Below are 22,842 nucleotides of genomic sequence, written 5' to 3'. Positions count from 1 at the left end.
TGTATAAGAGACAGTCTTGGACTGGTCGGGCTCGGTCAGCCGGTTCGGCGAACCCAGCGTTGATCAGAGCCGCTGCGCCCTCGTCGTCGTGCTCGAACGTGGCACCTTTGGCACGGCCGCCCAACGCGGCGAGCAGGCGGATACGCAACGGATGGTCACCTTTCGATCAGGCCGGGATGCGGCGCAGGCGGACGGAGCGCGGACGTGCGACGGGCAGCGGCGGCCCGTCCTCCCTCGCGTGCGCTTTTGGTTCGGTGGCACGGCGGGCAGATCCCTTGCAGGTTGCTGTCCTCGTGGTTGTCTCCCGGTTCGATGTGATCGACCTCAGCAGACAGGCGGTATCCGCACACGCGGCACAGCGGATCGCGGCGAAGGATGCGCGCCCGGATTCGGGGCCAGTCAGCAGGGAGACGAGCGGAGCGGTCACTACCGGTCCAGGGCACGCGTAGTGCCCCCTCAGCGCGTCGTCAGCGAGACAGGTCACGCGGGCCGGACTCGCGGAAGGGTGCGGACACGGGAGCGCCCCAACACCGGGGGGAAGTGGTGTTGGGGCGCTCAACCGCTGGGGGCTGCTGGGAGTCTGTAGGGACAGACGTCACCAACATGATCAACGTTACGTTCGCCGCAGGTCAGCGCGCAACGCAATTACCTCTGCTCTTGCGTGACCGTCTTGACGTGGCTCATGGCGGTCGAATACGCGACTCCGACGCGGCGGGCGATCTCGGCGACGTTGGTCTCGCCGCTCGCCACCAGTTCGCGGATCTCCCGTGCGATCTCGGCGCGTGGCTTGGACTCGGTGCGTCCAGGTGGACGGCCGCCTGGGCGGTGAGTCTGTGCGCGTTCCTCGCGCTCGGCTTTGAAGGACTCGACAACGCGGCGCGACCAGTGCAGCCGACCGCAGATGTCCACGCTTCCGGGGACCTTGTAGTCCGTCCAGGTCTTCGTCTCAATCTCAGCGAACGCGGCGCACTCGTTGCGGTCGAACAGGTCGTCCGGATCACCTGGTGAGCCCAGCGCGGCCCCGGCGGGAAGGTCCGGGACAGGCTGCCCGGTGGCGTAGGCGCGGGCCTGTGCGAGGTCCCAGAGGTCCGGCTGTCCCTTGCCGCGCCCGCCGCTGGTGATCTTGTCGGGGTGGCCGGGTTGTGCCCACGGCCGGACGCGGCGTGCCTGGTCGGTGCTGAGCCCGTGCAGTCTCGCGATGCCCGCCGTATCGACGGCTTCACGTCCGGCATGAATCACCCTGAGTCTCCCTCCTGAGGTTGTGGCGTCAGTGTGCCAAGGCCCCGGCCCCCTCGCGGGGGCCGGGGCTCTGTACTGGTTAGTTCTTGGCGGTCACGGCTTTCTTGCCGCCGTTGACGCGGGTCTGACCCGTGTCAGCGGTGCGGCCGTCGCGGCGACCGGCCATCGCTCCGGCCGCGCCGAAGCTGTCCGCCCGGCCCTTCCCGATGGTTGCGGGCGGGAAAAGCTTGTCGAACCGGGCCTTGACCCGCTCTGCATCGGTCACCAGGACGAGCGCGCCGACTTCGCCGACCTTCTCGGCGGCCTGAGCGCGGGTGCCCTCGATCTTCTCGCCGACACCCCTACCGAACGCGGCGAGGTAGGACCGGAAGAACACGCGGCGCTCGATGTTGGCGTTCGCCGCCGTGTCGAACTGGTCGCGGACCGTCTTCATGTACTCCTTGGCCGCCTTGTGACCCATCGTCTCCGCCTGGAGCAGCAGCGACGGCAAGAGCAGTTCGAGCATGGTCACGGTGGAGGCGGTACCGACGATGTGAACCCAACGGTTCTTGCCGTTCATCACGTTGCCGACGGTGACGGCCTGGCACCCGCTGGCCTCGGCGACGCGGTAGACCAGCGAAGCGCGACCCTTGCCGTGCCAGCCCTGACCCGAGACCTCGAACCGCAGGTGCTTCGTCGCCTCCGGCTTCTCCTCGTTCTTGTGACGAACGATCGCGGCGTCGAGGGCGTACTTCTCCATCAGCTCGTAAGCCTTGGCGTAGAAGGTCTGCGACTCCTCCTGAGTGGCGGCGGAGTCTTCGGCCTTGGCGAGCAAGCCCCGGACCTTCTCCATCATCCGCGCCTTGGCGTTGCGGGCGTTCTCGGCCTTGTTCGTCTTGGTCGTCGCCATGATTCCGTCCTGTTCCTTCGCGGTGGATTCTTGTTGCGGGAGAGGGGTTCCAGTTCCCCTCCCGACAAGAAAAACTCTACCGCCAACGCTGCGCAGACGCAACCGCGGAGTGAGGCGGGTCACCACGAAAAGGGGGCCGGACGATTCGTCCGGCCCCCGTACTGCGGAACCCAGCCTGTCAGGATGCGACGGCGTAGGTAACGCCGGTCCGGATCTGTCGCAGGACTTCCGCCATCACGCCCTGGACTGACAGGTCAGACGGCACCAGGAACACGCCGATTTCCATGTCGTACCAGGGAAACTTGACCTGATTGCGCGCAAGAGCGTGCTTCGCGTGCTCCCAGACTCCGGGGCAGGCCTTCTGTCGCAACTCGCGTTCAAGGTCGTCAATCCCATCCGGCGCGTCCTCGTCCTGACCGTCCGAGATGGACCAAACTTCGCAGTAGGAGCACACATCTTGCGCGCACAGCTCTTCCGAGAACACCCAGACGACTTCCAGCCCGTCCCGATCGCTCGGCACCACTTCGCGCACCACGTCCGTGTACTCGCCCCCTATCGCGGTGTACTCGGACGGCTCACGGTAGAAGTAGATGCCGTAGGCAAGACATCCTTGCGGGGACTGGCACTCAATGTCGGCAAGATCAGTCATTCGCTTCGTTCCTTACGGGTCGCGGTGAGACCGTCGCCGGACGGGGTTCCAGGTCCGTCCGGCGACAGCGGATCTCGTTTAGTAGCAAGCGGCGACGCGTGCTGCGCACGTCGCGCGCAGCACTGCGAGGGTTTCGGCCAGGTTCGCGTCGTCGGTGTCCCACAGACGGCCCGGCTTGACCGTGATCACGTCAACGCCGACGTAGAGGTGAACTTCGGTGTGAGGATTGCGGGACAGCACAGCCGTGGCGATTCGCTCGGCGTACCGCCACCCGTCCGACTCCTGATGAGCACGCCCCTCGTCGGCAATGCCGTCCTGTGTCTGGACGTACCAGGGGTACCAGCTTGCCCTCAACGGTTTCTCCGATCGAAATGCACGCGCGCGGCACACACGCGATGTGTCGCGGCGCGGAAAGTGTTGGGAAGTAAAGGGGTGTGCCCCACCAAAGGGGCACACCCGACGTCAGTCAGCTAGCGCGGGTCCATTGCGTCGAACACGTCGATTGCCGCCGTCAACGTCTTCTGAACGTCGCCCCAGGCCGTGAAGTCGGTGACTTCCCAGACGAGCGGGCCGTACTGGATTCGCACGTGCGCAGGGGTGTGGATGGTGCGTCGAACTCGCGTGGTCGACCGTGCGGGCACACCGGGGAGGTCCACCAGGAGGTGCGCCCGGTACAGGCCGGGGTTGCCACCCACGTGCAGGTCCTCGTAGTAGCCCGGAAGGCCGTCCATCTCGTCTTCGGCGATGGTCCAGGCGTAGTGCAGTTCGTTGATCGCGTCGAGCGAGTGCACGCGGAGCGTGATGTCCCCCAGGCGGACACCAATCGTCGGCTTCTCGTTGCCGACGTCGAACACGTCGATCCTGCACAGCACGTGACCAGAGGTCCGAGCCTTGATCTCGGACACGTTGCTACCAGTCGGGTTGATCACCCTGACAGCTCCTTATGTCGACTTTCGCGGTGGGTGTCGGGATCGGGGTTCCAGGTCCGTTCCTGACAAGAAAAACTCTACCGCGAACAGTGCGCAGTGGTCAACACCGAATGTCCCGCTACACTTGTGGCTGCTCCTTACCTTCGCGGTGGAGCAACTGGCGGGGCTCGAAGGTTCCAGCCGTCCGGGCTCGCTCGGAAGGTCTTCGGCCCCGCCGCCCATCTCCTACGCCGCCCGCGCCGGGCCGCGCCTGCGCTGCCAGGAGGCCAGCACGTCAGCCCGCGCGAACAGCGGCCGGGCCTTCGAACCGTGGTTGGTCCACTGGTCTTCGTGCCTCCAGCGGCGCAGCGTTCCATTTGGGACAGTCAGCCACACCGAAAGCGACGCGAGATCCGACAGCGGCGTTCCGAGCGCGTCGCCCAGCATGTCCCAAAACGCGCGGGGCCAGCTCGTACCGCAGGCACGGCAGGTGATCCACTCGCCGCCCAGCCGGGCGCGCAGGCTCGCGCCGCATTTGCGGGTGGTGTCCTGGTCGCGCACCTTCACCGGGCAGGCCCCAACCGGGACGGAACGTTCCTGGAGGCCGAGCGCGCCGCGCAGCTGGTGGCGCAGCTGGCCGGCCTCGGCGCTCAGGTCCGCCACCCAGTACTGACGGGTGATCCAGTCCATCCACTTGATCAGGAAATGTGCTTCTCCCGCAACGGTTCGCTGGGCGAAGCCGAGCGTGATCGAGATGGCGTTGCGCGCTTCGGTGAGCTTGTCGAGGATGCCGACCGCCCACACCTGGTTCGCGGTGTGATCGAGCCATCCAGCCAGTAGCCCGCCCTCGCGGCGCACGGACTCAGTGATTTCGCGCGGGACCAGGCCGGTGTCCTCGCGGACGTTGTCCGCCCACGAGGCGAGCACGTCGAGCACGGGCAAGGGGTCGCCCTCGTCTTCCTGGCGGCTGCGCGGGTCGCTCATCGACAGCACGCCGTCCCGTGCTGGGGAGCGGGACCCGAATCCGGGACTCCCGCGTGTGGAGCCTTCCGTGACGCCCGGCAACAGTGCCTCGTCCAGCAGGGCGTACAGCTCGACGATTTCGAGCAGTGCGGTACGCAGTTCGGCGGCGCACGGGTCGCAGGTCAGGTAGCCGGACTGCGCGGGCCACGGGTCGCCACCGGGAGCACGGCAGCCGAGCACGCACAGCGTGATGGTGTTGGCAGTGGTGGTGATCATGCGGGGATCTCCTTGCGGGGCAACGTGTCTGCGGCCTGCTCGGCCTGGTCGTGCTGCTCGGCGGCCAGCTCGGTGCGGGAGGCGTGCACGCCCTTGCGCAGTTCGCGGTTCTCCGGGCGGCCCTTGCGGGCTGTTCCGGTGCGTCGGCACGGCATCCCGGCCGCCGCTCCGCATTCCAGTACCGGGCACGCCACGGTTAGGGCGGCGGTGTGCTCGTCAGGGCGCTTCCAGCCCATCGCGGCGCGGATCGCCGCCATGTGCGTGTTGGACGCGCGGGCCGCCTCGTCCGGATCGGGGCGCGCGGTGGACTCGGCTAGGACCCGCTCGTTCAGGACCAACCGGCGAGCGCGCCGGATGTGGCTGATGAGGTCGTGCGGCCTGGGCGCAACCGAGCTGAACTCGTTGTGCACGACCAACGCGGCCAGACACTCCGGCAGCGAGTAGCCGGTGAGCGATGCGCGCCACATCGCGACGGCCTCGTGACCGGCGCTGATGCGGTGACCAGCCGAGAGGATCATTCCGAGCAGGGTGGACACCTCGGCGCGCGTCATCTGCCGTGCCGCTTGCACGAGGCCGGTCATGCCGCCGCTCCCGAGAGCAGCACGCCCATCCCGGACGTTCCGCCGCCCGCTGCAGAACGGAGCAGGCGGCCCAGCTCGGTGTCGTCGCCGTCCTCCGTCGCGTAGTGGGCGGCGAGAGCGAACGCCGAGGCAACACGCTCATCGGAATTGCGCGGCGGCCTCGAGAACTCTGCGGCGTCGATCTGGGGTGCGCGCATCGCTTCGCCGACCAGCTCGGCGAGCAGCCCGACGCCGAGACGCTTCCCGGACCACAAGCGCAGGCCCGCCACGACGGCAGCGGCCCCGATGCCCTCGGCCAGCAGTGCGGCGACCTCGGTCACGAGCTTGTCGGCGACCTTCGCGGGCTGTCCGGGCAGGACCTCGGCGACGAGTCGCGCGGCGTCCTCGCGCGTAGGCGCGCTCTCGTGTGCGCGCGCGTCGCCGCCAACTGAGGAAGCACTCAACAGAACAGGAACAGAGCACCCCTTCCCCCCTCCCCCTACCCCCAGAGCCTTGCCTGAAGGGTTCGAGGAAGGGTTCCGGGCAGGGTTGTCCGAGCTGGTTGTGACGGTCTCGTGCGGGCGGAGCTCCGGCGCGGCGGCAGGCTGGACGTCGGCCTGGTCGACGTGCTCGACCAGCGCGGCGGCGGGCGCGGCGGCAGGTCGCGCCGGCCTCGTGGCCCGCCGCGCCACCGAAGCCGCGGAACCGGGCCGCGCGGCGGCCGTGCCCTTCGTGGCCTTCGCGCGGCGGCGCTCCTCCATCACAGCCTTGACGGCGGGCGGAAGGGTGGGCGCTCCGGCCAGCAGGGCGGCGGCGGTCATCTCCGGGGCCGGGCCGGTCACCTCAACCGGCAGACGGCGCAGCTCGGCGGCCAACGCCGTGCGCAGGACGGTCGAGGTGATCGCGAACGACTCACGCAACGCGGCGGCGAGCACCTGCGGTTGCTTCCAGATCCCATCACGGCGGATCAGCGACCGGACGAGGACTTCCTCCGCGTCCCGGTCGACGACGAGGAAGCGGCGGGCGTCCAGCTCGGCCAGCGCCGCCGACACCTCCTCGGCGGCGAACGGGAGCTTCTTCGTCCAACGGCGCAACCGCAGGGGCAACAGACCGGCGTAGGTCAGCTCACGCTGACTGAGCAGGAAGACGTAGAGCAGCATGGCGGGGCCGGACAGCGCGTTCCAATCGTCGTCGTCCTCCCAGATAGAGCATTCGATGCGGGCGTGGTCACGCGCCACGAGAAACGACCTCCTGTAGGGGGTTCACGGGCAGCCGCAAGCGCGCACGGATGCGCGCGGCGGTGTAGGTGGTCAGGCCGAGTCGGGTTGCGATCTCGGCATCGGGAAGGCTGCGGCGGTGCAGCCAGGTGACCGCGAGTTCGCGGGCACGGGTGGTCAGCTCGTCGGCGAGCAGGTCACCGCGCAGGCAGCGGCGGGCGTTCTCCGCGTCGGCGTGCAGCTCGGGTGTCACGACGCGGCGCGGGGAACGACTTCCTGTGGGCCGTCGTCTTCGCCGCGGCGCCCGCTGAGGCCGGCTGCGGCGCGCTCGGTCGCGGCGTCCTCGGCGTGCTCCAACGCGGTGACGTCGACCGCGTAGACCGGCTGGGGCTTGCCGCCGTTGCGGGCTTCGGTGTCCGAGCACCGCACGTACTGACCGGTGGGCCGTAGGAGCTTGACCGCGACGAGGCGTTGCACGGTTGCGCCCACCACGCCCGGCCGTACCCAGCTGGGCAGGTACGGACGCCAGCCGTTCGCGGTCGTGCGCCAGAGCGGATCGCTTCCGGCGTCGCGCAGGATCGCCGAGACGACCGCCTCGACGTGCTGGCGGTTGCTCGGGTCGATCACCATCAGCGAGCACACCGCCGCGACCACGTCATTGCGGCCGGGGCTCTGGGCGATCGCACGGCGGGCGATCGTGCGCACGGCCTGGTCCAGGTCGTGACGCGTCCACCAGATCTCTTCCGGGTCCGCGCACAACGGGTGCACGCCCCGGCCTGAGACATCGTTGAGCGAGTACCCGCACACCCGGCACAGCCGGGCCGTGTGGGCGAACTGCACGCGGCGGCTCACGATGCCTTCCTCATCCGCACGAATCGCCGCGTCTCGACGATGTCGAGGCACTGTTCGTAGACGTCGGGGAAGTTCTTCTTCAGGATCGCCTGGTCCAAGACGATCGACGTGACGCGCTTGTAGGTGACGACCGGGACGCTGGCCACGGTGCCAAGCTCGGTCTTGCCCAACGCGTCCTTGATCTTCTTGTGCAACGCCTTGCGCGCGGCGTTGAGCTTCGAGAGCTGGTCGTCCACCTGGTCGAGCAACACCAGTTCGGCGGCCAGCTCGTCCAGCGAGGTAGAGGGACCGTCCAGTTCGGACGGGACGGACGTGGTTGCGTTCTGTGACTTGGACATGGGACGGCCGCCCCCTCGACGGCCGGGAACTGCTCGGGAAACGGGGACTCGGCGAATCGCGTCGCCGGACACCACGCCTCGGTGTCCGGCGCGGCCTCTCCCGGCAATCCAGCGAGCCAGCAGGGCCAACGCGTGCGTGGTCGTTCTTCGAGCAGCGCGAATACAGCGCATGTCGCCCCCCAGGGAACAGACGCTCAGGTCACCCGGTTGGGCGACGAGGTCAGTGACGTTCGGTAACTCCACCTTGATCACGCGGCGCGCGGGTGTCAAGTTATTACGCCAAACTTGTGCAAACGCCGTATTTCTTCCACTCACTGGAAGTTCATGGAACGATCCGACTTCGGTCGGTCGCGCACGTGCGGCAGATGGGGCAAGATCCACCCCGAACGGGGCCGAATGATCATCTTGTCCGGCCCGCGCACGACGGACGCCACCAGCGATGACGCGGATGGCGTTCAAGGGAGATCGCATGGCAGCAGACGTGACCGAGGACGCCACAGCACTACCCGGTGACAAACCGGAACGGCCCTCAGCGGTTCTCGCGATGGTCAACAGCGCACTCGCCAGACTCAGGGCGGACGATCCGGCTCTCACCAACATCGCCGAGCTTGAGCGACGGCGCGGCCTGCCCAAAGGCGCTCTCGCGAGCCCTCTCAAACCCACAAACCTGGGCCGCGTGCCGCGCCAGCCGACCATCCGGACCATGGCCGCCGCGCTGAACCTCAACCCCGCCGAGCTGGGCCAGGCGTTCATGGTCGACTACATGGGCGACGGTGACGAAAAGACCGTCCACCAACAGCGCGCCGCCGACCTCATCGGCGAACTCTCAACGCCCTTGCAACGCCTCGGCATCCGGCAGCTCGAACTCCTCGTCGACCACCACCGCGCCTGCGAGGCCGCCACCCTGTCTCCGGGTGCCAACGAGTCCGCCGCCTCGTCCTGAACCGCGTCTCTACGTGGTCCGGCTGAGCCGTCTACGTGTAAACCCGTAGGCAACCGCACAGAGCACCGAACGTCTCCGTGTAAACACTTATGTCGCAGATCTCCACGTAGATGAGGGTGTCTGGGTGGCGCGACACCCCCGTTGCACGGTTGAGTAGTTGAAGACAAAACGACATGATCGAACATGGTGCCGCCGCACGCCCTGGGGAGGGAGCGCGCGGCCCAAGCGGCAACGCCCGGCGCACCGCGCGCCATCTGGGGGGCGTTCGCGGAGAGGAAGCCGTGGACAGACAGGCAGAGAACGAGTTCGTCGAAGTCGTGGACGGCCAGACCGTCGACATCGCACTACAGGACAGCGCAGACGGCATGGTCGCCGTCCACTTCCGCCCTGGGCTGATCCTCACGCCCAAGCTTGCGGCAGTCATCAGCCGCGCCTACCACGACAGCAAGAATCCCGGCATCGTGCGCCCCCGCAACGAGGACGAACAGCCGCCGGACGCCTGCGCCGGTTGAGCGTGGCGATCCGTGGGGGCGCCTCACGCCGGCCTCTGGACGCGCCGCGCGGCGTGACCCACATGGCGGTCTGCGGCGGGGATTGACCAAGATGGTGGTCATGAGCGTGGACAAGAGCGTGCTTCTTCTTGGCGGGTCCTGGTTCTTTGGTGTCCACCTCGCCGAGGAGGCTCAGGAACAGGGGGCCGAGGTGACGACGTTCCGGCGCGGCATCTCGGGGCGAGACGTTGACGGCGTCCGCACGGTGCGTGGCGACAAGACGAACCCCGATGACCTGAAGCGTCTAGCGGCGCACGGGCCTTGGGACCTCGTCGTGGACTCGATCGGGTTCGTGCCGCGTGAGGTCCTGGCGATGGCACGTGCACTTGAACCTGTGGCCAACCGGTATGTGTTCATCTCATCGGTTTCGGCATACGAGGGTTGGCCGACCGAACCTCTGACCGAGGCGTCCGCCGTGCTGGAGTGCCCAGCTGACGCTGGCCCGGACTACGGGGTCGACCGCGACCCCGGCCCCACGAAGTACGGCTTCACGAAGGCGGGATGCGAACGCGCCGTGTTGCAGACTTTCGGCACTGACCGCACAACCATCATCCGGCCCGGCGTCATCCTCGGACCCCACGAGTACGTCGGTCGGCTGCCGTGGTGGTTGCGCAGGTTCGAGCGAGGCGGGCGGGTGCTTGCCCCTGGCAACCCGGACCGTTCGATTCAACCGATTGACGTTCGCGACGTCGCCGCGTTCGCCTTGCACTGTGGAACGGCGGCGGTTTCGGGAACGTTCAATGCCACAGGCACGGGCGAGGCGACCTTCGGAACGTTCCTGCGCGCATGTGCGGATGTCACGAAATCAGCGGCCGCGGTCTCGTGGGCGGACGAGGAATTCCTTGTGCAGCAAGGGGTTCGCCAGTGGGAAGAACTGCCGTTGTGGCGGACCTATGCCGGTGCTTGGGACGTCGACGCCACCAACGCACGCGCTCATGGTCTCGTCACCAGGCCACTTGAGGAGACCGTGCGGGATACCTGGCAATGGTTGAACACGGGCCACATGATCGAGCACGAGCGCGCGGCCGAACTCGGTATTGCGCCCGAGCGTGAACAGCAGATCCTTCGGGCATGGGACGACTACCGAAAGTCGTCTCCAGTGCCGATCGAGAGCTGATCCGTTCGCTCTTGTACCTGAGTGGTGAAAACGGCGATCTGCTCTGTGATTCGCCCCGCCTCCAACGCGCCCATGAACCTGCGGGCGCCGAGGAGGCGTCCCAGGTTGCTGAGACGGCGGTTTAGGGCCTCCGTCCGCCGCTGAGGTTCGAGGTCGAAAACCGGCAACAGAGCGTCCTCGGCACCGGCAAGGTCGCCCTTTTGGGTGCGAGCCATGCTGAGGTCGATGGTCGCTCCGAGTGCGCCTGCGCCCCACCGCTCGGACTCCGGCGCTGCAGCGAACAGGTCCAGTGCGTCCAAGGCGGCGGTCTCACCACGCTCCCCATCTCCCAGCGCTACATAGGACGCGCCAGCGCAGAGAGCATGTCGAGAGCGGTCAAAGCCGAGTTCGCCCCCGACGCGGTCCAGGAACTCATCGCCCCCAGCCCGTTCGAGTTCTTCGGCGGCGCGGCCGAGTGCCGTTATCACCTCTCCACGCGCGCCGATGAGAGCCAGCGCTCGTGCCCGCACGGAGTGGAGGCGCGCTCGCGCGGTTCCAACCGGTGCCCACTCAAGAGCCTCTGTGGCGATCCGCACCGCTTCGTGCGGATCGCCGCTCCAGAGGTTGATGGTCACCTCTTGGGCGCGAAGCCAGGCGGAGAGCGAAAGTTCCTCGATGTTCTCCGCGTACAGATCAGCGGAGTTCAGGAAGCTTCGTGCGACATCGTCAGCGCCAAGGTCCCAAGCCACTACAGACAGCAGGCCGTTCGTCTGTCCTGCCAAGAGGAAGAGTTCGGCTTTCTGCTTCAGCTTCTCTGTCAGTGTGATCTGCTCGTGCACGTTGTCGCGAAGGTGAACGAGTTCGGCAAACATCTCCTCAGGTGGAGTGACCATGTACCGCCGAGCGGCACTGCGTGCATCCGAGTGCAGGTTCTTCAACGTGCGAGGGTTCACCACCGCTGCCGCCTTCAACGCCCGGCTGGACGATTCACGACCAGCTGTCACAAGGAACTCCCTAGCTGAACTTCTCCGATACACCGGACTGGAACCGGACGGCGGCCCGAAAAGTTGCTCGATCGGCTCGCCAAACCACGCGACGAGGACTCGGCAGGTAGCTGGCAAAGGCAATCCGCTCGTTCCCGTGTACCACCGTTTGAGCGTGGCTTCGGTGAGACTCGTCTTCTCGCCCAGCTCTTTCGCCTTGGCGATAAATAGCCCTACGAAGTCGGCCTTGCTGAGATGCTTCTCCTGCGCCAACTGTCCGAGCCGCGTGCGCGGCGGCGGTAGTGCCATCGGCCGGTCCTCCGTTCCGTCTCTAGCGTAGATGCTGGCAGTAGGCAGGCAGTCACACCAGGGGCGTCGTGCACCCCTGATGAGCCCCAGATGAGCCCCCCGTGATCTCCTCCTGTGCCCTCGATCATGACGATCGTGAAGGCATGACCACAGTTATGACCTGCGCCAGACCTGGCGGGACCTAGCGCGGAGGTCTCGCCATGAATGGGGGCAGCGCCGAGCGTTCAGAGCCGCGTAGTTGCGTGCTCCGCTCGTCGTCGTCCTTGGCGGCAGCCGGAATAGCACCCCTCAATCGCGATTCTGGCTGCCGCCGTCGTATCCGTCCGCTTTGTCAACCTCCGGTTCTACTTCAACAGGTAGGTAGTTCCATGTCGCCCCCCAGTGAGATTTTGACGGCGCTCGATCACGGGATCGGCGTATACGGCCGCGCAAGCGATTCCGACAGGAGGGCGGCAGAGAAGCGGATTGCCACAGAAAGTAGAACGTTGGGTGCGTGTCAGCGCGCAAACGGACCGGCTGGACTCGGTCTGGTTGCCGCCTTGCTGATGGAACTGTTCGGCGCCCTATTCGCAATGGGTGGCGCAACCGTGCTCGGCTTGATCCTGCTGGGCATCGGTTTCGCCGTTGCGTGGAGCAGCGGAATGGCTGCGTGGCTCTCCTGCCGCGACGTGGCGGAGGGCGCCGCAGGCGCACTTATTCCGATGCCACGGGTCAGCGAGAACGCGGCGGACAGCACCAGCCGGCCGAGGCGCACGACTCGCCGCGGAGACGACGAGGTGTCCGCAGGTGGCTGACGGCGTTGGGTACGGCAACCTGTGGACGGGCGACAGTGACTCGGAAGGATTCCGAGAGCTTGCCAACGTGTCCACCTTGTTTGGCCGGTACGTTCAGTCCCACCTCCTTTGGGTGCAGGACGACCCACGCCAGGGTTGGGCCGCGAAGGACGAACGCGCGCTAGGCAAAGACCTCGTCCGCATTGGCCGGGCCATGCAGGAGAACGCAGATGACCGGTCAACAGCTATGCAGGTGTATGGCCCGGATGTCTTGCACTTTCTCGCAGATCTCAACCCAGACGAACGTGTTGCGCTTGACGAGATCGCCACGAGAATCAACGGCGCCACGTTCGCCGTAGAGATGGCCGTGAACGACCTTGTCCGTGCAGGAGCGATCGACGCGTGGCGCGGAACGTTCAGGCCAAAGCAGCCATTGCCTCCCACGTTGTTCGCTATCACGCCGAAGGGCCGCGAACTGGTAGGAGGCGAAGCACCCAGCAAAGAGGAAAACGGGCCGCGCCTCGTCGAGCCATCTACTCAACGCCCGGCGATAGGCGCTGGTGACAGTGCGCAGCAGTAGACCGCCGCCGTTCGAAGAAGAAGAGCTAGGCCTAGCTCTTCTTCTGATGTGGCAGGACCCCACGCGTGCGTGGCATCCCGCTGATGACCTGTTTCCGAACCTCGCTCCGACGTCGCTGGCCTCGGTCCAGAACATCGTGGGCTACCTGTACCTACGGCGGTTCGTCGATGCCGTCCCAGACAGGCAACGTGTCGCCTACCGGTTCACAGAGCACGGATATCTAAGAGCAAGCGAACTACTGGCCAACCTGGCGAGGAAGTCTCAAGCGCTGCGCGATCGCCTCGTTGACGCCGGGTTTGTACCGCCTGGGCCCATCAGCCAACAGTCATTTTCTCTACACGACAAGGAGAAGTGAGTTTGCCCGGAGCACATCGAAGGACGTTACTAGGCCGAAGACCTGAGCAGCGCGGCCCTCAGCACTACCAGGGGGAAGTTGGCCCCAACGAGCTGGCCTTCCGGGTGAAGGTCATCTACCGGTGCCCTAAAGATCACGACTTCTATGTGATGCTCGCTGCTGACGCTGAATCACCAGCGAGATGGGAATGCGCCACCCATGGGGTTGAAGCCGACCATGCTGTTGCACCTCAACCGGAGAAGTGGCAGAAGCCGCCCCGCACTCACTGGGACATGCTGATCGAGCGCCGCAGTATCCCTGAGCTCGAAGAGCTTCTGAACGAACGATTGGACGCCTTGCGCGCATCGCGCTCGGTAGCGACCTGAGGTTCAGCTCCTCCGCGTGGGTGGTCCTTTAACTCGTCGGGGCGAATGTTCCGCTTCTGGACCACACCCATAGGAGAACGAGTGAGCCGATCAGTTAGTGCTGATCAGCGGCACCCGGATGCGCTGGTGTGCCGTGCCACGATCGAGAACCAAGGATGAGGGGGACGAGTGGCGACTAAGACCGGCAGTGGTCTTGGGGGCTTGATCCTGGTGGGTGCTCTGGTTGCGCTGGTGGCGACAGAGCCGGGACAGCAGATCCTGAAGGACCTGGGGGTGACCGGCGAGGCGGCTCCAGCGGACATGCTGGTCCCTCCGGATCAGGTAGACCGCGTCAAGGAGTGCACGCCTGAGGTCCTCACGAAGGACAAGCGATGCAAGAACCTTGCAGTCCTTCCGGTGGACGCCGCGAGGATGCCGAACATTGCGCTCCACACGAAGCTGGCGTGGGCGGCTGGGCATCCTGCCCTGTTGCACCGTGGCGAGGTTGGCAGCGGAACAGCAAACCGAGCGCTGGCGTGCACGGCAGCGGTCAAGGCTCAGTACAAGCCGAACTCATGCGACGAGTACCCGCACGCGTCATCTCAGGAAGGCGGAGCGAACGCAAGTACCGCTGGTGTGCCAGCAGGCGAGCAGCGAATCCAAGGGGGCATCGTCAACGCAACGTACTCAACGAACAACCTGCAACCTGGTGATGAGTTCCTAGTCGTCATACTCAACACGGCCAAGATCCCAGCCGAGTACGCAAAGGGGTAACTGTGCTCATCGCCCGAGTGCCTGTCATTCCAGGCATGTCACAGATCGTCATCGGCGACCGGCGGCCCGGCCGGGACAACCTGCCGGAGTGGGACGACGACTCAAACGCCAAGGGGATCGCTGTCTCGGCCGGTGCCGTCTGCATCGCAACTGCGGACCGCGCTGATTTCGTGTTTGTCGACTTCCGGAACGACGAACCGTCGTCGACCGAACCGACATGGTTCGAAGGAAAAATGCAACTCGGTGCAATCAGCGCAGCACCGCCCGACGACGTTCCCGCTTCCGTGCTTTGGTTGCCAGGTGACACCGCCTGGCGGGTCGTGATCACTGGCGACAGCGCTGAGCAGGAGGACCTTCGGCACGTCACTGTGTACCTCCCTGAACTGGCAGACGCGAGGTACCCCGACGGCCCTTGGACGCGGGACTAGTTACAGAATGTGATCTTTGCCCCAGCGGGCGACCGTGGCTGAAATGCCGGGTGCGCAGTGTCGCGGATCTTCTCCGGGACAAAGCACCCGGCATTTTGCGTCCGTTTCGCTCGTCGCTGACGTCCAGCAGCCACGATTAGGCTGCGCTGACCAGCGGATATGCATTAACAGGGTGAGCGAACTTGACGAACGAACGGTTCTCCTGCATCAACAGCACGACGTGCTTGATCGCGCGCAACCCTCCCGTGCGGGGCTCGCGGGCCAACGCGGCGTACACCGACGGCGGCAGCAGCGTGCCGGCTCCAGCAGCAGCGACGGCAGCCATGAACCCACGACGAGAGAGCGACATAGAAGGAGTTTCTAGTCTCAGCACGTGTCGCGGAACCGACCCACGTATGAACAAAGGCCCCGGACGCACCGGAGCCTTGTTCACACTCACAGTCAGGGCGCGGCGATTGCGGCAGCCACGCTGGCCCGAGCGTCCAGCAGCCCCTTACCGCACTGAGCGGCAGGCGGCAGCGCTTTTGCCTTCAGGTGCAACAACACCTGCGCGGGCGTCAGCAGCGGCTTGGCGTGTTGCACCCGTGCGTGCTGCATCAGCGCCACCACACCGGCGACGTGCGGGGTCGCCATCGACGTGCCCTGGTAGTGCTTGTAGATCGACCCGGCCGGTACGGTCGCGCCGGCATTCATCGTCGACAACACACCGTTCGCCACCACGGGAGACGTCTCGCCGCCCGGCGCGCAGATCTCGACCGAGGCACCGAAGTTCGAGTACGACGCCCGGTTGGCCTGCCGGTCGGTGGCACCCGTGGTGATCACACCCGCGCAGTTGGCCGGAGTGGCCCCGGAGGCGTTCACGGCGTCGTTGCCCGCAGCCACGACGACGGTCGCACCGTGCACGTTGCGTGCTGTGTTGATCGCGTTCTGCAACGTCACCGGGCAGGACGCCGACGGACCGCCGAGCGACAGGTTGAGCGTCCTGGCCGGGAACGCGTTGGCCGGAACTCCCGGCACCGCGCCACCTGCCGCCCACACGATCGCCGCCGCGATGTCGGCGATGGTGCCGCCGCACATGCCGAGCACGCGCACCGGTACGACCTTGGCCGACGGCGCGACGCCCGTGCCACCGGTCGCGTTGTTGCGCAACGCGGCCACGGTGCCCGCGACGTGCAGCCCGTGCCAGCTCGACGGCCGCGCGGGACCGCACGTGCCGGTCGTCCAGTCGCCCTGGTCCATCGGGTTGGCGTCGCGGCCGTTGCCGTCCCGCGCGGTAGCGGCGTTGCTGATGAAGTCGTAGCCACCGACGTAGTTCGCGTTCATGTCAGGATGCGCCGTGCGGCCGGTGTCGATCACCGCGACCCGCTGGCCCAGGCCGGACGGTCCCTGGTCCCAGGCGGGCGACAGGCCGATGCCGCCGACCGCCTCCCAGTAGTGCCACTGCTGCGGCCACAGCGGGTCGTTCGGCACGGCCGTCGCCTGGAGCACGATGTTCGGCTCGGCGTACTCGACGTCACCGCGCGCCAGCAGCACTCTGATCGACTCCGCGGCGTCCCTCGACGCCAGCACCTCCGCGCCGTCCGACGAGTCCGCGACGGCACGAGTGCGCGACTTCTCCAACGCGTCACCCCGCGAGGCACCCTCGCGGAACTTGACGATGATCTCCTGCTCTGGCTCCTCGTCCTGCGCCACCGCGCTCAGCGGCGTCACCGTCAGCGCCATCACGGCGCCCAGCAGGGCTGCGATGCCGGCTCTCATGATCTCCCCTTCCCACGAACTGACGGCGAGAAGGAGAAACCGGCGCGGTTGTGGCCCGGATGCGGCCGCCACAACAGATCCACAACAGGACCCGCGTACCCACGTGCACACCAACTTCGAGGGGGCCGACATGCTTCAGCTCGTCGTCGCGGCAGCACTCGCCGCGTCAGGAACCGCCGCCGCACCGGAGCCCGCGACGACGGCGCGGGTCGAGGCCGGCAGGCTCGTCATCAGCGGGGCGCCCGCGCGCGCCAGCCAGATCCACGTCGACGGCACCACCATCAGCGATGCCGGCACAATGCGGGCGGGCACCGGCTGCACGCGCCTGTCGGCCTCACGAGTCCAGTGCGCGCAGGCCACGAAGATCGTCATCTACCTGGGCGACCGCGACGACACGGTCCTCTACGACAGCGCGGTGCCCACCGAACAGCACGGCGGCGACGGCAACGACTCGCTGCACGGCGGCTCCGGCGCGGACGTCCTCGAAGGCGGAGACGGCGACGACACGATCACCGGCGGCCTGGGCCCGGACAGCGTCTACGGCGGCGACGGCGACGACGTGCTGGACGAGCCGTCCACTGACGCGGGAGGCAACTTCCTGCAGGGTGGCTACGGCAACGACAAGATCGACGGCGCCAAGGCGAACATGCGCGACCGGGCGGACTTCAGCGACCACGCAGAAGGCATGACGATCGACCTCGCCGCAGGCACGGCCACCCGCCCCGGCGAACTCGACGAGCTCAAGAACGTGCAGGACGTCAACGGCACCCAAGGCGACGACACGTTGTCCGGCAACGCCTGGCCCAACCGGATGGCAGGGCTCGGCGGCAACGACACGTGCACGCAGGGTCCCTTCGACCAGTGCTTGCCGTGACGTGTGTATCAAGGCCCGAAGTCGAAACTCCGCTGATGCGTGGAGCCATTAGACGTCCGCCTGCTCGGGCCCCTCGAAGTCACCGGGCCAGGCGGCGTGCTGCGCCTCGCCGGCACGCGCCAGCGCTCCCTCCTGGCGCTGCTGGCGTTGCGCGCACCCTCGGTGCTCCCCGCAACGCACCTGATCGACGCGTTGTGGGGCACCGAGCCTCCACTGACGGCCCTGCGCACTCTTCACAGCCACATCGCGCGCGTCCGTAGCGCATTGGCGGCCATCGGCCTGACGGACGTCCTCGTCACGACGAGCGCCGGATACGCACTCCGCATCGACCCATCGCACGTTGATGTCACACGCTTCGAGCGCTCCCCCTCACCCCGTGCGGCACTGGCGTTGTGGCGCGGCGACCCCCTGATCGACTGCGAAGTCTTCGAATGGGCGTCCGCCGAGATCACCCGCCTGCACGAAGCCCGCCTCGCCACCGAGGAAGCCCTGGCACAGCAGGAAATCAGCCGAGGCGCCTGCGCAACGGCGGCCGCGTCGCTCGAACGGCTCGTCGTCAGCCACCCGCTCAGAGAACGCTTCTGGGAACTCCTCGCCGATGCACAACTACGTGGCGGCCGACGCGCAGACGCACTGAGCACGGTCCGCCGAGCCCGCAACGTCCTCGTGGAAGAGCTCGGCGTCGACCCCGGCCCAGGCCTGCGCGCCATCGAGGCCGAGGCGCTGGCGTGCCCGCCTCCCGACGCCAGGACAGGTCTCATCGGACGCCAGCGCGAAACCCTGGACGTCATGCGGCTGCTGGAGAAGACCCGGCTCGTCACACTCACCGGCCCGGCGGGCTGCGGCAAGTCCCGGCTGGCCCAGCACGTGACCCCACTGTCCACAGTGGTCGATCTGACCTCCGCCGCGAACGCGGAGGACGCCGTCGCCGCGGCGTTCGGCATCACCACCCGCGAACTCGGCTCACTCGGCAACACCCTGGTGCTGCTGGACAACTGCGAACGCCTCACCGCGAACTGCGCGGCGTTCGTCGAACGACACCCACGGCTCCGAGTCCTCGCCACCAGCCGCGAACCCCTGAACGTGCCGGGCGAAACCGTCTACCCGATCCCTCCCCTGGCCGTGCCCGATCCGGACGTCCCGCGCTCCCTCACCGAACTCGCTGCCTACGACGCCGTACGACTGTTCCTGGACCGCGCCGCCCACACGTACACCGACGCCGATGCCCCCGCGATCGCGCAGCTCTGCGCCGCTCTGGACGGCCTGCCGCTGGCCCTGGAACTGGCCGCCGCCCGCACGTCCGTCCTGACACCAGCCCAGATCGTGCGGCGCCTGCGCGACCGCTTCGGCCTGCTCGGCCCGTTGCGAGCCGCCATCGCGTGGAGCCACGACCTGCTGACGTCCTCGGAACGCACGCTGTTCGCCGACCTCGCGGTGTGCGCGGGCGGCTTCCCGGCAGACCTGGTCGAAGCACTCGCCAGCACGCTCGACGCGTTGACCGGCCTGGTCACGAAATCCCTCGTCCGCGTGTCCCGCGTCGCCGGCGAAACCCGTTTCTCCATGCTGGAGACCGTCCACGCCTTCGCCCTCGAACAACCCACGGAGGCCCACGCCCGCGCCGCCGGCTTCTTCCTGCGCCTGGCCGAACGAGCCGAGGCCGACCCGACCGGCACGCTGCTGAGCGAACTGCGCGTCGAACACGCCAACCTCCAGCGCACCATGGACTTCTTCACGCAGATCGGCGACACCGGCAAGATCCTGCGCCTGGTGGTCGCCCTGAACCGCTACTGGCACCGCACCGGCAACTACGCCGAGGGCCGCCAGTGGCTCACCATCGCGCTGCGCGGCTCAGGCCCGTTGCGCGGCAAGGCTTTGGCCTCAGCGGCCGCCCTGGCGCTGCTCGAATGCGACTACCGCGAGGCCGTCCGCTACGCCCGAGACGGCCTGGAAGCCGACCCGTCCCAGGCCGGCCGCCTGCACCGGCTGCTCGGCTCCGTCGCCCGCGAACGCGGCCACTACGAAGCCGCCCTGCACCACTACCAGGAAGCCGCGCGCGCTTCGGAGACCCCGCTGAACGCCGCCTACGCCCGCCAACTCGCCGGTGCCACGTCCTGGCTCGCCGGTGACTTCGACGTCGCAGAGGCCGCTCTTCAAGCATCACTGAAGTCACTGCGAGAACTCGGCGACAGACGCGGCGCCACCTCCTCACTCGCCTACCTGGGCGCCGTCGCCTGGTACCGGGGTGACTCCACGCAGGCCCGCCGGCTCCTCGACGAAGCGCTGGACACGTTCGGCGAGCTGGAGTTCAAGGAGGGCATCGCCTGGGCCCTCAACCTGCTCGGCGTCGTCGAACAGGGCACCGGCAACCCCGTCACGGCCCGCTCGTTGCTGGAACGCAGCCTCACCCTGCACCGCGAGCTGGGCGACCGCTGGCGGGAGGCGAGCGTGCTGGAGGCGCTGGGCGACGTCACCCACGACCGGTCGCTGCGTCTGCGGGCAGCGGCGATCCGGGATGCCATCGGCGCGCCGGTTCCGGCCGTGGAACGCGGAACGACCCGCCTCCCCGAGGGGAAACGGGTCGTTCCGGCCTAGGAAATTCAGGCGCCGGCGGCGTTGCGCAGGGCGTCGGCGCGGTCCGTCGACTCCCACGGCAGGTCGACGTCGGTGCGGCCGAAGTGACCGTACGCGGCCGTCGGGGCGTAGATCGGGCGCAGCAGGTCGAGGTCGCGGATGATTGCGGCGGGCCGGAGGTCGAACACCTCGGTGATGGCCTGCTGGATCTTCTGCGGGTCGACGGTCTCGGTACCGAAGGTCTCGACGAACAGACCCACCGGCGCGGCCTTGCCGATCGCGTAGGCGACCTGGACCTCGACGCGGGTGGCGAGGCCTGCCGCGACGGTGTTCTTGGCGACCCAGCGCATGGCGTACGCGGCGGAGCGGTCGACCTTCGACGGGTCCTTGCCGGAGAACGCGCCGCCACCGTGACGGGCCATGCCGCCGTAGGTGTCGACGATGATCTTGCGGCCGGTCAGGCCCGCGTCACCCATGGGGCCGCCGATGACGAAGCGGCCGGTCGGGTTCGTGAGCAGGCGGACGTCGGTGGTGTCGAGGCCCAGCGCGTCGATCTCGGGCGCGACGACGTGCGTGCGGAGGTCGACGCCGAGGAGCTTCTCGAGGTCGATGCCGTCGGCGTGCTGCGTCGAGATGACGACCGTGTCCAGCCGAACCGGCTGGTCGCCCGCGTACTCGATGGTGACCTGGGTCTTGCCGTCCGGGCGCAGGTACGGAACGGTGCCGTCCTTGCGGACCGCGGTCAGGCGGCGCGAGAGGCGGTGCGCGAGGGCGATCGGCAGCGGCATGAGCTCGGGCGTGTCGGTGCACGCGTAGCCGAACATCAGGCCCTGGTCGCCGGCGCCCTGCTTGTCGATCTCGTCGGCCGCACCCTCGACGCGGTTCTCGAACGCGGTGTCGACGCCCTGGGCGATGTCCGGGGACTGCGCGCCGATCGCGACGTTGACGCCGCACGAGTGGCCGTCGAAGCCCTTCGCGGACGAGTCGTAGCCGATCTCCAGGATCTTCTCGCGGACGATCGTCGGGATGTCCGCGTAAGCCTCGGTGGTGACCTCACCCGCGACGTGGACCTGGCCCGTGGTGACCATCGTCTCCACGGCGACGCGGGAGCGCGGGTCCTTGGCGAGCAACGCGTCCAGGATCGAGTCGCTGATCGCGTCGCAGATCTTGTCCGGGTGTCCCTCGGTCACCGACTCACTGGTGAACAGCCTGCTGCTGTGCTGGCTCACGGACACTCCTTATTCGCTGTCATGACGTCCCGAAAAGCTTACTGAGGTTCAGTGGAGCGGGCGGTAACTGCGTCCCACACCACGGACGCCAGTTGTGCTTTCGATCCATGTGGTATAGGAGTCTCGCTTCCGTCGGCTGAGAGCAGCCAACCGGCGTTGTTCTCCTGCTCGAACGCCAAGCCGGCGCCGACCGCGTTCACCACGAGCAGGTCGCAGCCCTTGCGCCGGAGCTTGGCCCGGCCGTAGTCGAGCACCGAGGTCGTGTCGTCGCCCGTCTCCGCGGCGAAACCGACGATCAGCTGACCCTCCCGACGTGCGGAAACGAGTTCCACGAGGATGTCGGGGTTCTTGGTCAGGGTGATCGGGTCGGGGTCGGCGGAAGTCTTCTTGATCTTGTGCCCGGTGAGCGATGTGGGGCGGAAGTCGGCCACCGCGGCGGCCATCACGATCACGTCCGCGTCGGCCGCGACCTTGTGCATGGCGTCTTTGAGCTCCACCGCGGAGCCGACCCGGATCAGGTCCACGCCGGCGGGGGTCGCGAGGTCGGCGGTGTTGCCCGCGACCAGCGTCACCCTGGCGCCGCGCTGGGCCGCGACCCGTGCGAGCGCATAGCCCTGCTTGCCGGACGAGCGGTTGCCGATGAACCGGACCGGGTCGAGGGGTTCGCGCGTACCGCCGGCGGAGATCGCGACGTGCACGCCTTCCAGTGTCCGCTCCAGCGCGTCGCGGCGCACCAGCAGCAACCGGGCGAGCTCGACGATCTCGGCGGGGTCGGACAGACGGCCCTTGCCGGTGTCCTTGCCGGTCAGGCGGCCGGACGCGGGCTCGGCGACGATGACACCCCTGCTGCGCAGCAGCTGGACGTTGTGCTGGGTGGCCGGGTGCTCCCACATCTCGGTGTGCATCGCCGGGATCAGCAGAACGGGGCAGCGCGCGGTCAGCAGGGTGTTCGTCAGGAGATCGTCCGCGAGGCCGTGGGCGGCCTTCGCGATGATGTTCGCCGTCGCGGGGGCCACCACGACGAGGTCGGCGTTCTGCCCGAGCTTGACGTGCGGGACCTCGTGCACGTCGTCGAACGGGTCCGCGGTCACGACCTGGCCGGACAGCGCCTCGAACGTGGCGGCTCCCACGAACTTGAGCGCGCCCTCGGTGGGGACGACCCGCACGGAGTGACCGGATTCGGTCAGCCGGCGCAAAACCTCACAGGCCTTGTACGCGGCGATGCCCCCACCAACCCCAAGGATGACCTTGGGCTTAACGGGGGCATCAGCAACGTCATGCGAAGCGGGATTCAAGGACTCTCCTGTGAGCAACGACCGGCGAGGTCACGCCTCACATCGGAGGAACCCCGCTGGGGGTCCGGGGGCTTGCCCCCGGCGTGGG

27 protein-coding genes are annotated in these 22,842 nt (G+C 67.5%); 10 read left to right on the top strand and 17 right to left on the bottom strand.

The window, feature by feature from the left end:
* Positions 1 to 155 precede the first annotated feature (155 nt).
* From UK23_RS50535 to UK23_RS23810, 12 genes are all read right to left on the bottom strand, one after another.
* A complete protein-coding gene (locus tag UK23_RS50535; protein WP_231114639.1) occupies positions 156 to 350 on the bottom strand; it encodes an HNH endonuclease in 195 nt (64 codons plus the stop codon).
* Between the two features lie 295 nt (positions 351 to 645).
* Entirely contained in the window at positions 646 to 1,239 is a 594-nt protein-coding gene (locus UK23_RS23855; RefSeq protein WP_045313831.1) for a hypothetical protein, read from the bottom strand.
* A 79-nt stretch (positions 1,240 to 1,318) separates the two neighbouring features.
* Positions 1,319 to 2,128 (bottom strand): DUF2786 domain-containing protein, encoded by an 810-nt coding sequence (locus tag UK23_RS23850; protein WP_045313830.1) that lies wholly within the window; start codon positions 2,126 to 2,128, stop codon positions 1,319 to 1,321.
* A gap of 178 nt (positions 2,129 to 2,306) precedes the next feature.
* Positions 2,307 to 2,777 (bottom strand): hypothetical protein, encoded by a 471-nt coding sequence (locus UK23_RS23845; RefSeq protein WP_045313829.1) that lies wholly within the window; start codon positions 2,775 to 2,777, stop codon positions 2,307 to 2,309.
* A gap of 78 nt (positions 2,778 to 2,855) precedes the next feature.
* Positions 2,856 to 3,131, bottom strand: a complete 276-nt coding sequence (locus tag UK23_RS51870; RefSeq protein ID WP_156213339.1) for a hypothetical protein — start codon at positions 3,129 to 3,131, stop codon at positions 2,856 to 2,858.
* Positions 3,132 to 3,247: 116 nt separating this feature from the next.
* Positions 3,248 to 3,706 (bottom strand): hypothetical protein, encoded by a 459-nt coding sequence (locus tag UK23_RS23840; RefSeq protein ID WP_045313828.1) that lies wholly within the window; start codon positions 3,704 to 3,706, stop codon positions 3,248 to 3,250.
* Positions 3,707 to 3,931: 225 nt separating this feature from the next.
* Positions 3,932 to 4,924 carry a hypothetical protein gene (locus UK23_RS23835; protein WP_045313827.1) on the bottom strand — a complete coding sequence of 331 codons (993 nt, stop codon included), beginning with the start codon at positions 4,922 to 4,924 and terminating at the stop codon, positions 3,932 to 3,934.
* Positions 4,921 to 5,505: a hypothetical protein gene (locus UK23_RS23830; RefSeq protein ID WP_045313826.1), complete on the bottom strand. Its 585-nt coding sequence runs from the start codon at positions 5,503 to 5,505 to the stop codon at positions 4,921 to 4,923. The genes UK23_RS23835 and UK23_RS23830 overlap by 4 nt, the downstream gene beginning before the upstream one ends.
* On the bottom strand, positions 5,502 to 6,722 hold the full coding sequence (locus UK23_RS48875) for a hypothetical protein (RefSeq protein ID WP_052684975.1): 1,221 nt from the start codon (positions 6,720 to 6,722) through the stop codon (positions 5,502 to 5,504). The genes UK23_RS23830 and UK23_RS48875 overlap by 4 nt, the downstream gene beginning before the upstream one ends.
* On the bottom strand, positions 6,712 to 6,954 hold the full coding sequence (locus UK23_RS23820) for a hypothetical protein (protein WP_045313825.1): 243 nt from the start codon (positions 6,952 to 6,954) through the stop codon (positions 6,712 to 6,714). The genes UK23_RS48875 and UK23_RS23820 overlap by 11 nt, the downstream gene beginning before the upstream one ends.
* Positions 6,951 to 7,553, bottom strand: a complete 603-nt coding sequence (locus tag UK23_RS23815; protein WP_045313824.1) for a hypothetical protein — start codon at positions 7,551 to 7,553, stop codon at positions 6,951 to 6,953. The genes UK23_RS23820 and UK23_RS23815 overlap by 4 nt, the downstream gene beginning before the upstream one ends.
* Positions 7,550 to 7,891 carry a hypothetical protein gene (locus tag UK23_RS23810; RefSeq protein WP_045313823.1) on the bottom strand — a complete coding sequence of 114 codons (342 nt, stop codon included), beginning with the start codon at positions 7,889 to 7,891 and terminating at the stop codon, positions 7,550 to 7,552. Before UK23_RS23810 ends, UK23_RS23815 begins: the two co-directional genes overlap by 4 nt.
* A 469-nt stretch (positions 7,892 to 8,360) precedes the next feature.
* Here UK23_RS23810 and UK23_RS23805 point away from each other — a divergent pair, with 469 nt between their 5' ends.
* The 3 genes from UK23_RS23805 to UK23_RS23795 all read left to right on the top strand — a co-directional run bounded on the left by UK23_RS23805 (position 8,361) and on the right by UK23_RS23795 (position 10,502).
* Positions 8,361 to 8,834 carry a hypothetical protein gene (locus UK23_RS23805; RefSeq protein ID WP_156213338.1) on the top strand — a complete coding sequence of 158 codons (474 nt, stop codon included), beginning with the start codon at positions 8,361 to 8,363 and terminating at the stop codon, positions 8,832 to 8,834.
* A 281-nt stretch (positions 8,835 to 9,115) separates the two neighbouring features.
* Entirely contained in the window at positions 9,116 to 9,346 is a 231-nt protein-coding gene (locus tag UK23_RS23800; RefSeq protein WP_045313821.1) for a hypothetical protein, read from the top strand.
* A gap of 100 nt (positions 9,347 to 9,446) precedes the next feature.
* Positions 9,447 to 10,502 carry an NAD-dependent epimerase/dehydratase family protein gene (locus UK23_RS23795; RefSeq protein ID WP_045313839.1) on the top strand — a complete coding sequence of 352 codons (1,056 nt, stop codon included), beginning with the start codon at positions 9,447 to 9,449 and terminating at the stop codon, positions 10,500 to 10,502.
* Here UK23_RS23795 and UK23_RS23790 read toward each other — a convergent pair.
* On the bottom strand, positions 10,466 to 11,773 hold the full coding sequence (locus UK23_RS23790) for a hypothetical protein (protein WP_156213337.1): 1,308 nt from the start codon (positions 11,771 to 11,773) through the stop codon (positions 10,466 to 10,468). The two genes, UK23_RS23795 and UK23_RS23790, sit on opposite strands and share 37 nt — an antisense overlap.
* A gap of 572 nt (positions 11,774 to 12,345) precedes the next feature.
* On the opposite strand from UK23_RS23790, the gene UK23_RS23785 reads away from it, so the two are divergent.
* The 5 genes from UK23_RS23785 (at position 12,346) to UK23_RS23770 (ending at position 15,027) form a co-directional block, all read left to right on the top strand.
* Positions 12,346 to 12,567, top strand: a complete 222-nt coding sequence (locus UK23_RS23785; RefSeq protein WP_045313820.1) for a hypothetical protein — start codon at positions 12,346 to 12,348, stop codon at positions 12,565 to 12,567.
* Entirely contained in the window at positions 12,560 to 13,126 is a 567-nt protein-coding gene (locus tag UK23_RS23780; RefSeq protein ID WP_045313819.1) for a hypothetical protein, read from the top strand. Before UK23_RS23785 ends, UK23_RS23780 begins: the two co-directional genes overlap by 8 nt.
* Positions 13,127 to 13,477: 351 nt before the next feature.
* Positions 13,478 to 13,846 carry an RNA polymerase-binding protein RbpA gene (locus UK23_RS50530; RefSeq protein ID WP_269112301.1) on the top strand — a complete coding sequence of 123 codons (369 nt, stop codon included), beginning with the start codon at positions 13,478 to 13,480 and terminating at the stop codon, positions 13,844 to 13,846.
* Between the two features lie 168 nt (positions 13,847 to 14,014).
* Positions 14,015 to 14,599, top strand: a complete 585-nt coding sequence (locus tag UK23_RS23775; RefSeq protein ID WP_045313818.1) for a NucA/NucB deoxyribonuclease domain-containing protein — start codon at positions 14,015 to 14,017, stop codon at positions 14,597 to 14,599.
* Positions 14,600 to 14,634: 35 nt separating this feature from the next.
* Positions 14,635 to 15,027: a hypothetical protein gene (locus UK23_RS23770; RefSeq protein WP_045313817.1), complete on the top strand. Its 393-nt coding sequence runs from the start codon at positions 14,635 to 14,637 to the stop codon at positions 15,025 to 15,027.
* Between the two features lie 136 nt (positions 15,028 to 15,163).
* Here the strand turns inward: UK23_RS23770 and UK23_RS23765 are convergent, their stop codons facing one another.
* Together UK23_RS23765 and UK23_RS23760 are read right to left on the bottom strand one after the other, a co-directional pair.
* Positions 15,164 to 15,376, bottom strand: coding sequence for a twin-arginine translocation signal domain-containing protein (locus tag UK23_RS23765; RefSeq protein ID WP_082114917.1), 213 nt, complete (start codon positions 15,374 to 15,376; stop codon positions 15,164 to 15,166).
* 92 nt (positions 15,377 to 15,468) lie between these two features.
* Positions 15,469 to 16,785 (bottom strand): S8 family serine peptidase, encoded by a 1,317-nt coding sequence (locus UK23_RS23760; protein WP_052684973.1) that lies wholly within the window; start codon positions 16,783 to 16,785, stop codon positions 15,469 to 15,471.
* Between the two features lie 130 nt (positions 16,786 to 16,915).
* Between UK23_RS23760 and UK23_RS52850 the strand changes: the two genes are divergently transcribed.
* Together UK23_RS52850 and UK23_RS23750 are read left to right on the top strand one after the other, a co-directional pair.
* Positions 16,916 to 17,659, top strand: a complete 744-nt coding sequence (locus UK23_RS52850; RefSeq protein WP_196777844.1) for a calcium-binding protein — start codon at positions 16,916 to 16,918, stop codon at positions 17,657 to 17,659.
* A gap of 39 nt (positions 17,660 to 17,698) precedes the next feature.
* Complete coding sequence (locus UK23_RS23750; RefSeq protein ID WP_082114915.1) at positions 17,699 to 20,251, top strand: AfsR/SARP family transcriptional regulator; 2,553 nt, start codon at positions 17,699 to 17,701, stop codon at positions 20,249 to 20,251.
* Positions 20,252 to 20,256: 5 nt separating this feature from the next.
* Here UK23_RS23750 and metK read toward each other — a convergent pair whose 3' ends face one another.
* Together metK and coaBC are read right to left on the bottom strand one after the other, a co-directional pair.
* On the bottom strand, positions 20,257 to 21,459 hold the full coding sequence (metK, locus tag UK23_RS23745; protein ID WP_045313837.1) for a methionine adenosyltransferase: 1,203 nt from the start codon (positions 21,457 to 21,459) through the stop codon (positions 20,257 to 20,259).
* Between the two features lie 38 nt (positions 21,460 to 21,497).
* Positions 21,498 to 22,703 (bottom strand): bifunctional phosphopantothenoylcysteine decarboxylase/phosphopantothenate--cysteine ligase CoaBC, encoded by a 1,206-nt coding sequence (gene coaBC / locus UK23_RS23740; protein WP_045313836.1) that lies wholly within the window; start codon positions 22,701 to 22,703, stop codon positions 21,498 to 21,500.
* Positions 22,704 to 22,842: the final 139 nt, after the last annotated feature.

The organism is Lentzea aerocolonigenes, assembly GCF_000955955.1.
In the GTDB taxonomy this organism is placed as follows: Bacteria; Actinomycetota; Actinomycetes; order Mycobacteriales; family Pseudonocardiaceae; genus Lentzea; species Lentzea aerocolonigenes_A.
Note: the sequence above shows the minus strand (reverse complement) of the source record. Positions and strands in the feature narration are given on the sequence as shown.

Coding starts and splice junctions, on each gene's coding strand:
- UK23_RS23850 (WP_045313830.1), bottom strand. CDS start 2,128: ATGGCGACGACCAAGACGAACAAGGCCGAGAACGCCCGCAACGCCAAG.
- UK23_RS23845 (WP_045313829.1), bottom strand. CDS start 2,777: ATGACTGATCTTGCCGACATTGAGTGCCAGTCCCCGCAAGGATGTCTT.
- UK23_RS23835 (WP_045313827.1), bottom strand. CDS start 4,924: ATGATCACCACCACTGCCAACACCATCACGCTGTGCGTGCTCGGCTGC.
- UK23_RS23830 (WP_045313826.1), bottom strand. CDS start 5,505: ATGACCGGCCTCGTGCAAGCGGCACGGCAGATGACGCGCGCCGAGGTG.
- UK23_RS23810 (WP_045313823.1), bottom strand. CDS start 7,891: ATGTCCAAGTCACAGAACGCAACCACGTCCGTCCCGTCCGAACTGGAC.
- UK23_RS23805 (WP_156213338.1), top strand. CDS start 8,361: ATGGCAGCAGACGTGACCGAGGACGCCACAGCACTACCCGGTGACAAA.
- UK23_RS23795 (WP_045313839.1), top strand. CDS start 9,447: ATGAGCGTGGACAAGAGCGTGCTTCTTCTTGGCGGGTCCTGGTTCTTT.
- UK23_RS23790 (WP_156213337.1), bottom strand. CDS start 11,773: ATGGCACTACCGCCGCCGCGCACGCGGCTCGGACAGTTGGCGCAGGAG.
- UK23_RS23785 (WP_045313820.1), top strand. CDS start 12,346: ATGGGTGGCGCAACCGTGCTCGGCTTGATCCTGCTGGGCATCGGTTTC.
- UK23_RS23770 (WP_045313817.1), top strand. CDS start 14,635: ATGTCACAGATCGTCATCGGCGACCGGCGGCCCGGCCGGGACAACCTG.
- UK23_RS23765 (WP_082114917.1), bottom strand. CDS start 15,376: ATGTCGCTCTCTCGTCGTGGGTTCATGGCTGCCGTCGCTGCTGCTGGA.
- UK23_RS23760 (WP_052684973.1), bottom strand. CDS start 16,785: ATGAGAGCCGGCATCGCAGCCCTGCTGGGCGCCGTGATGGCGCTGACG.
- UK23_RS52850 (WP_196777844.1), top strand. CDS start 16,916: ATGCTTCAGCTCGTCGTCGCGGCAGCACTCGCCGCGTCAGGAACCGCC.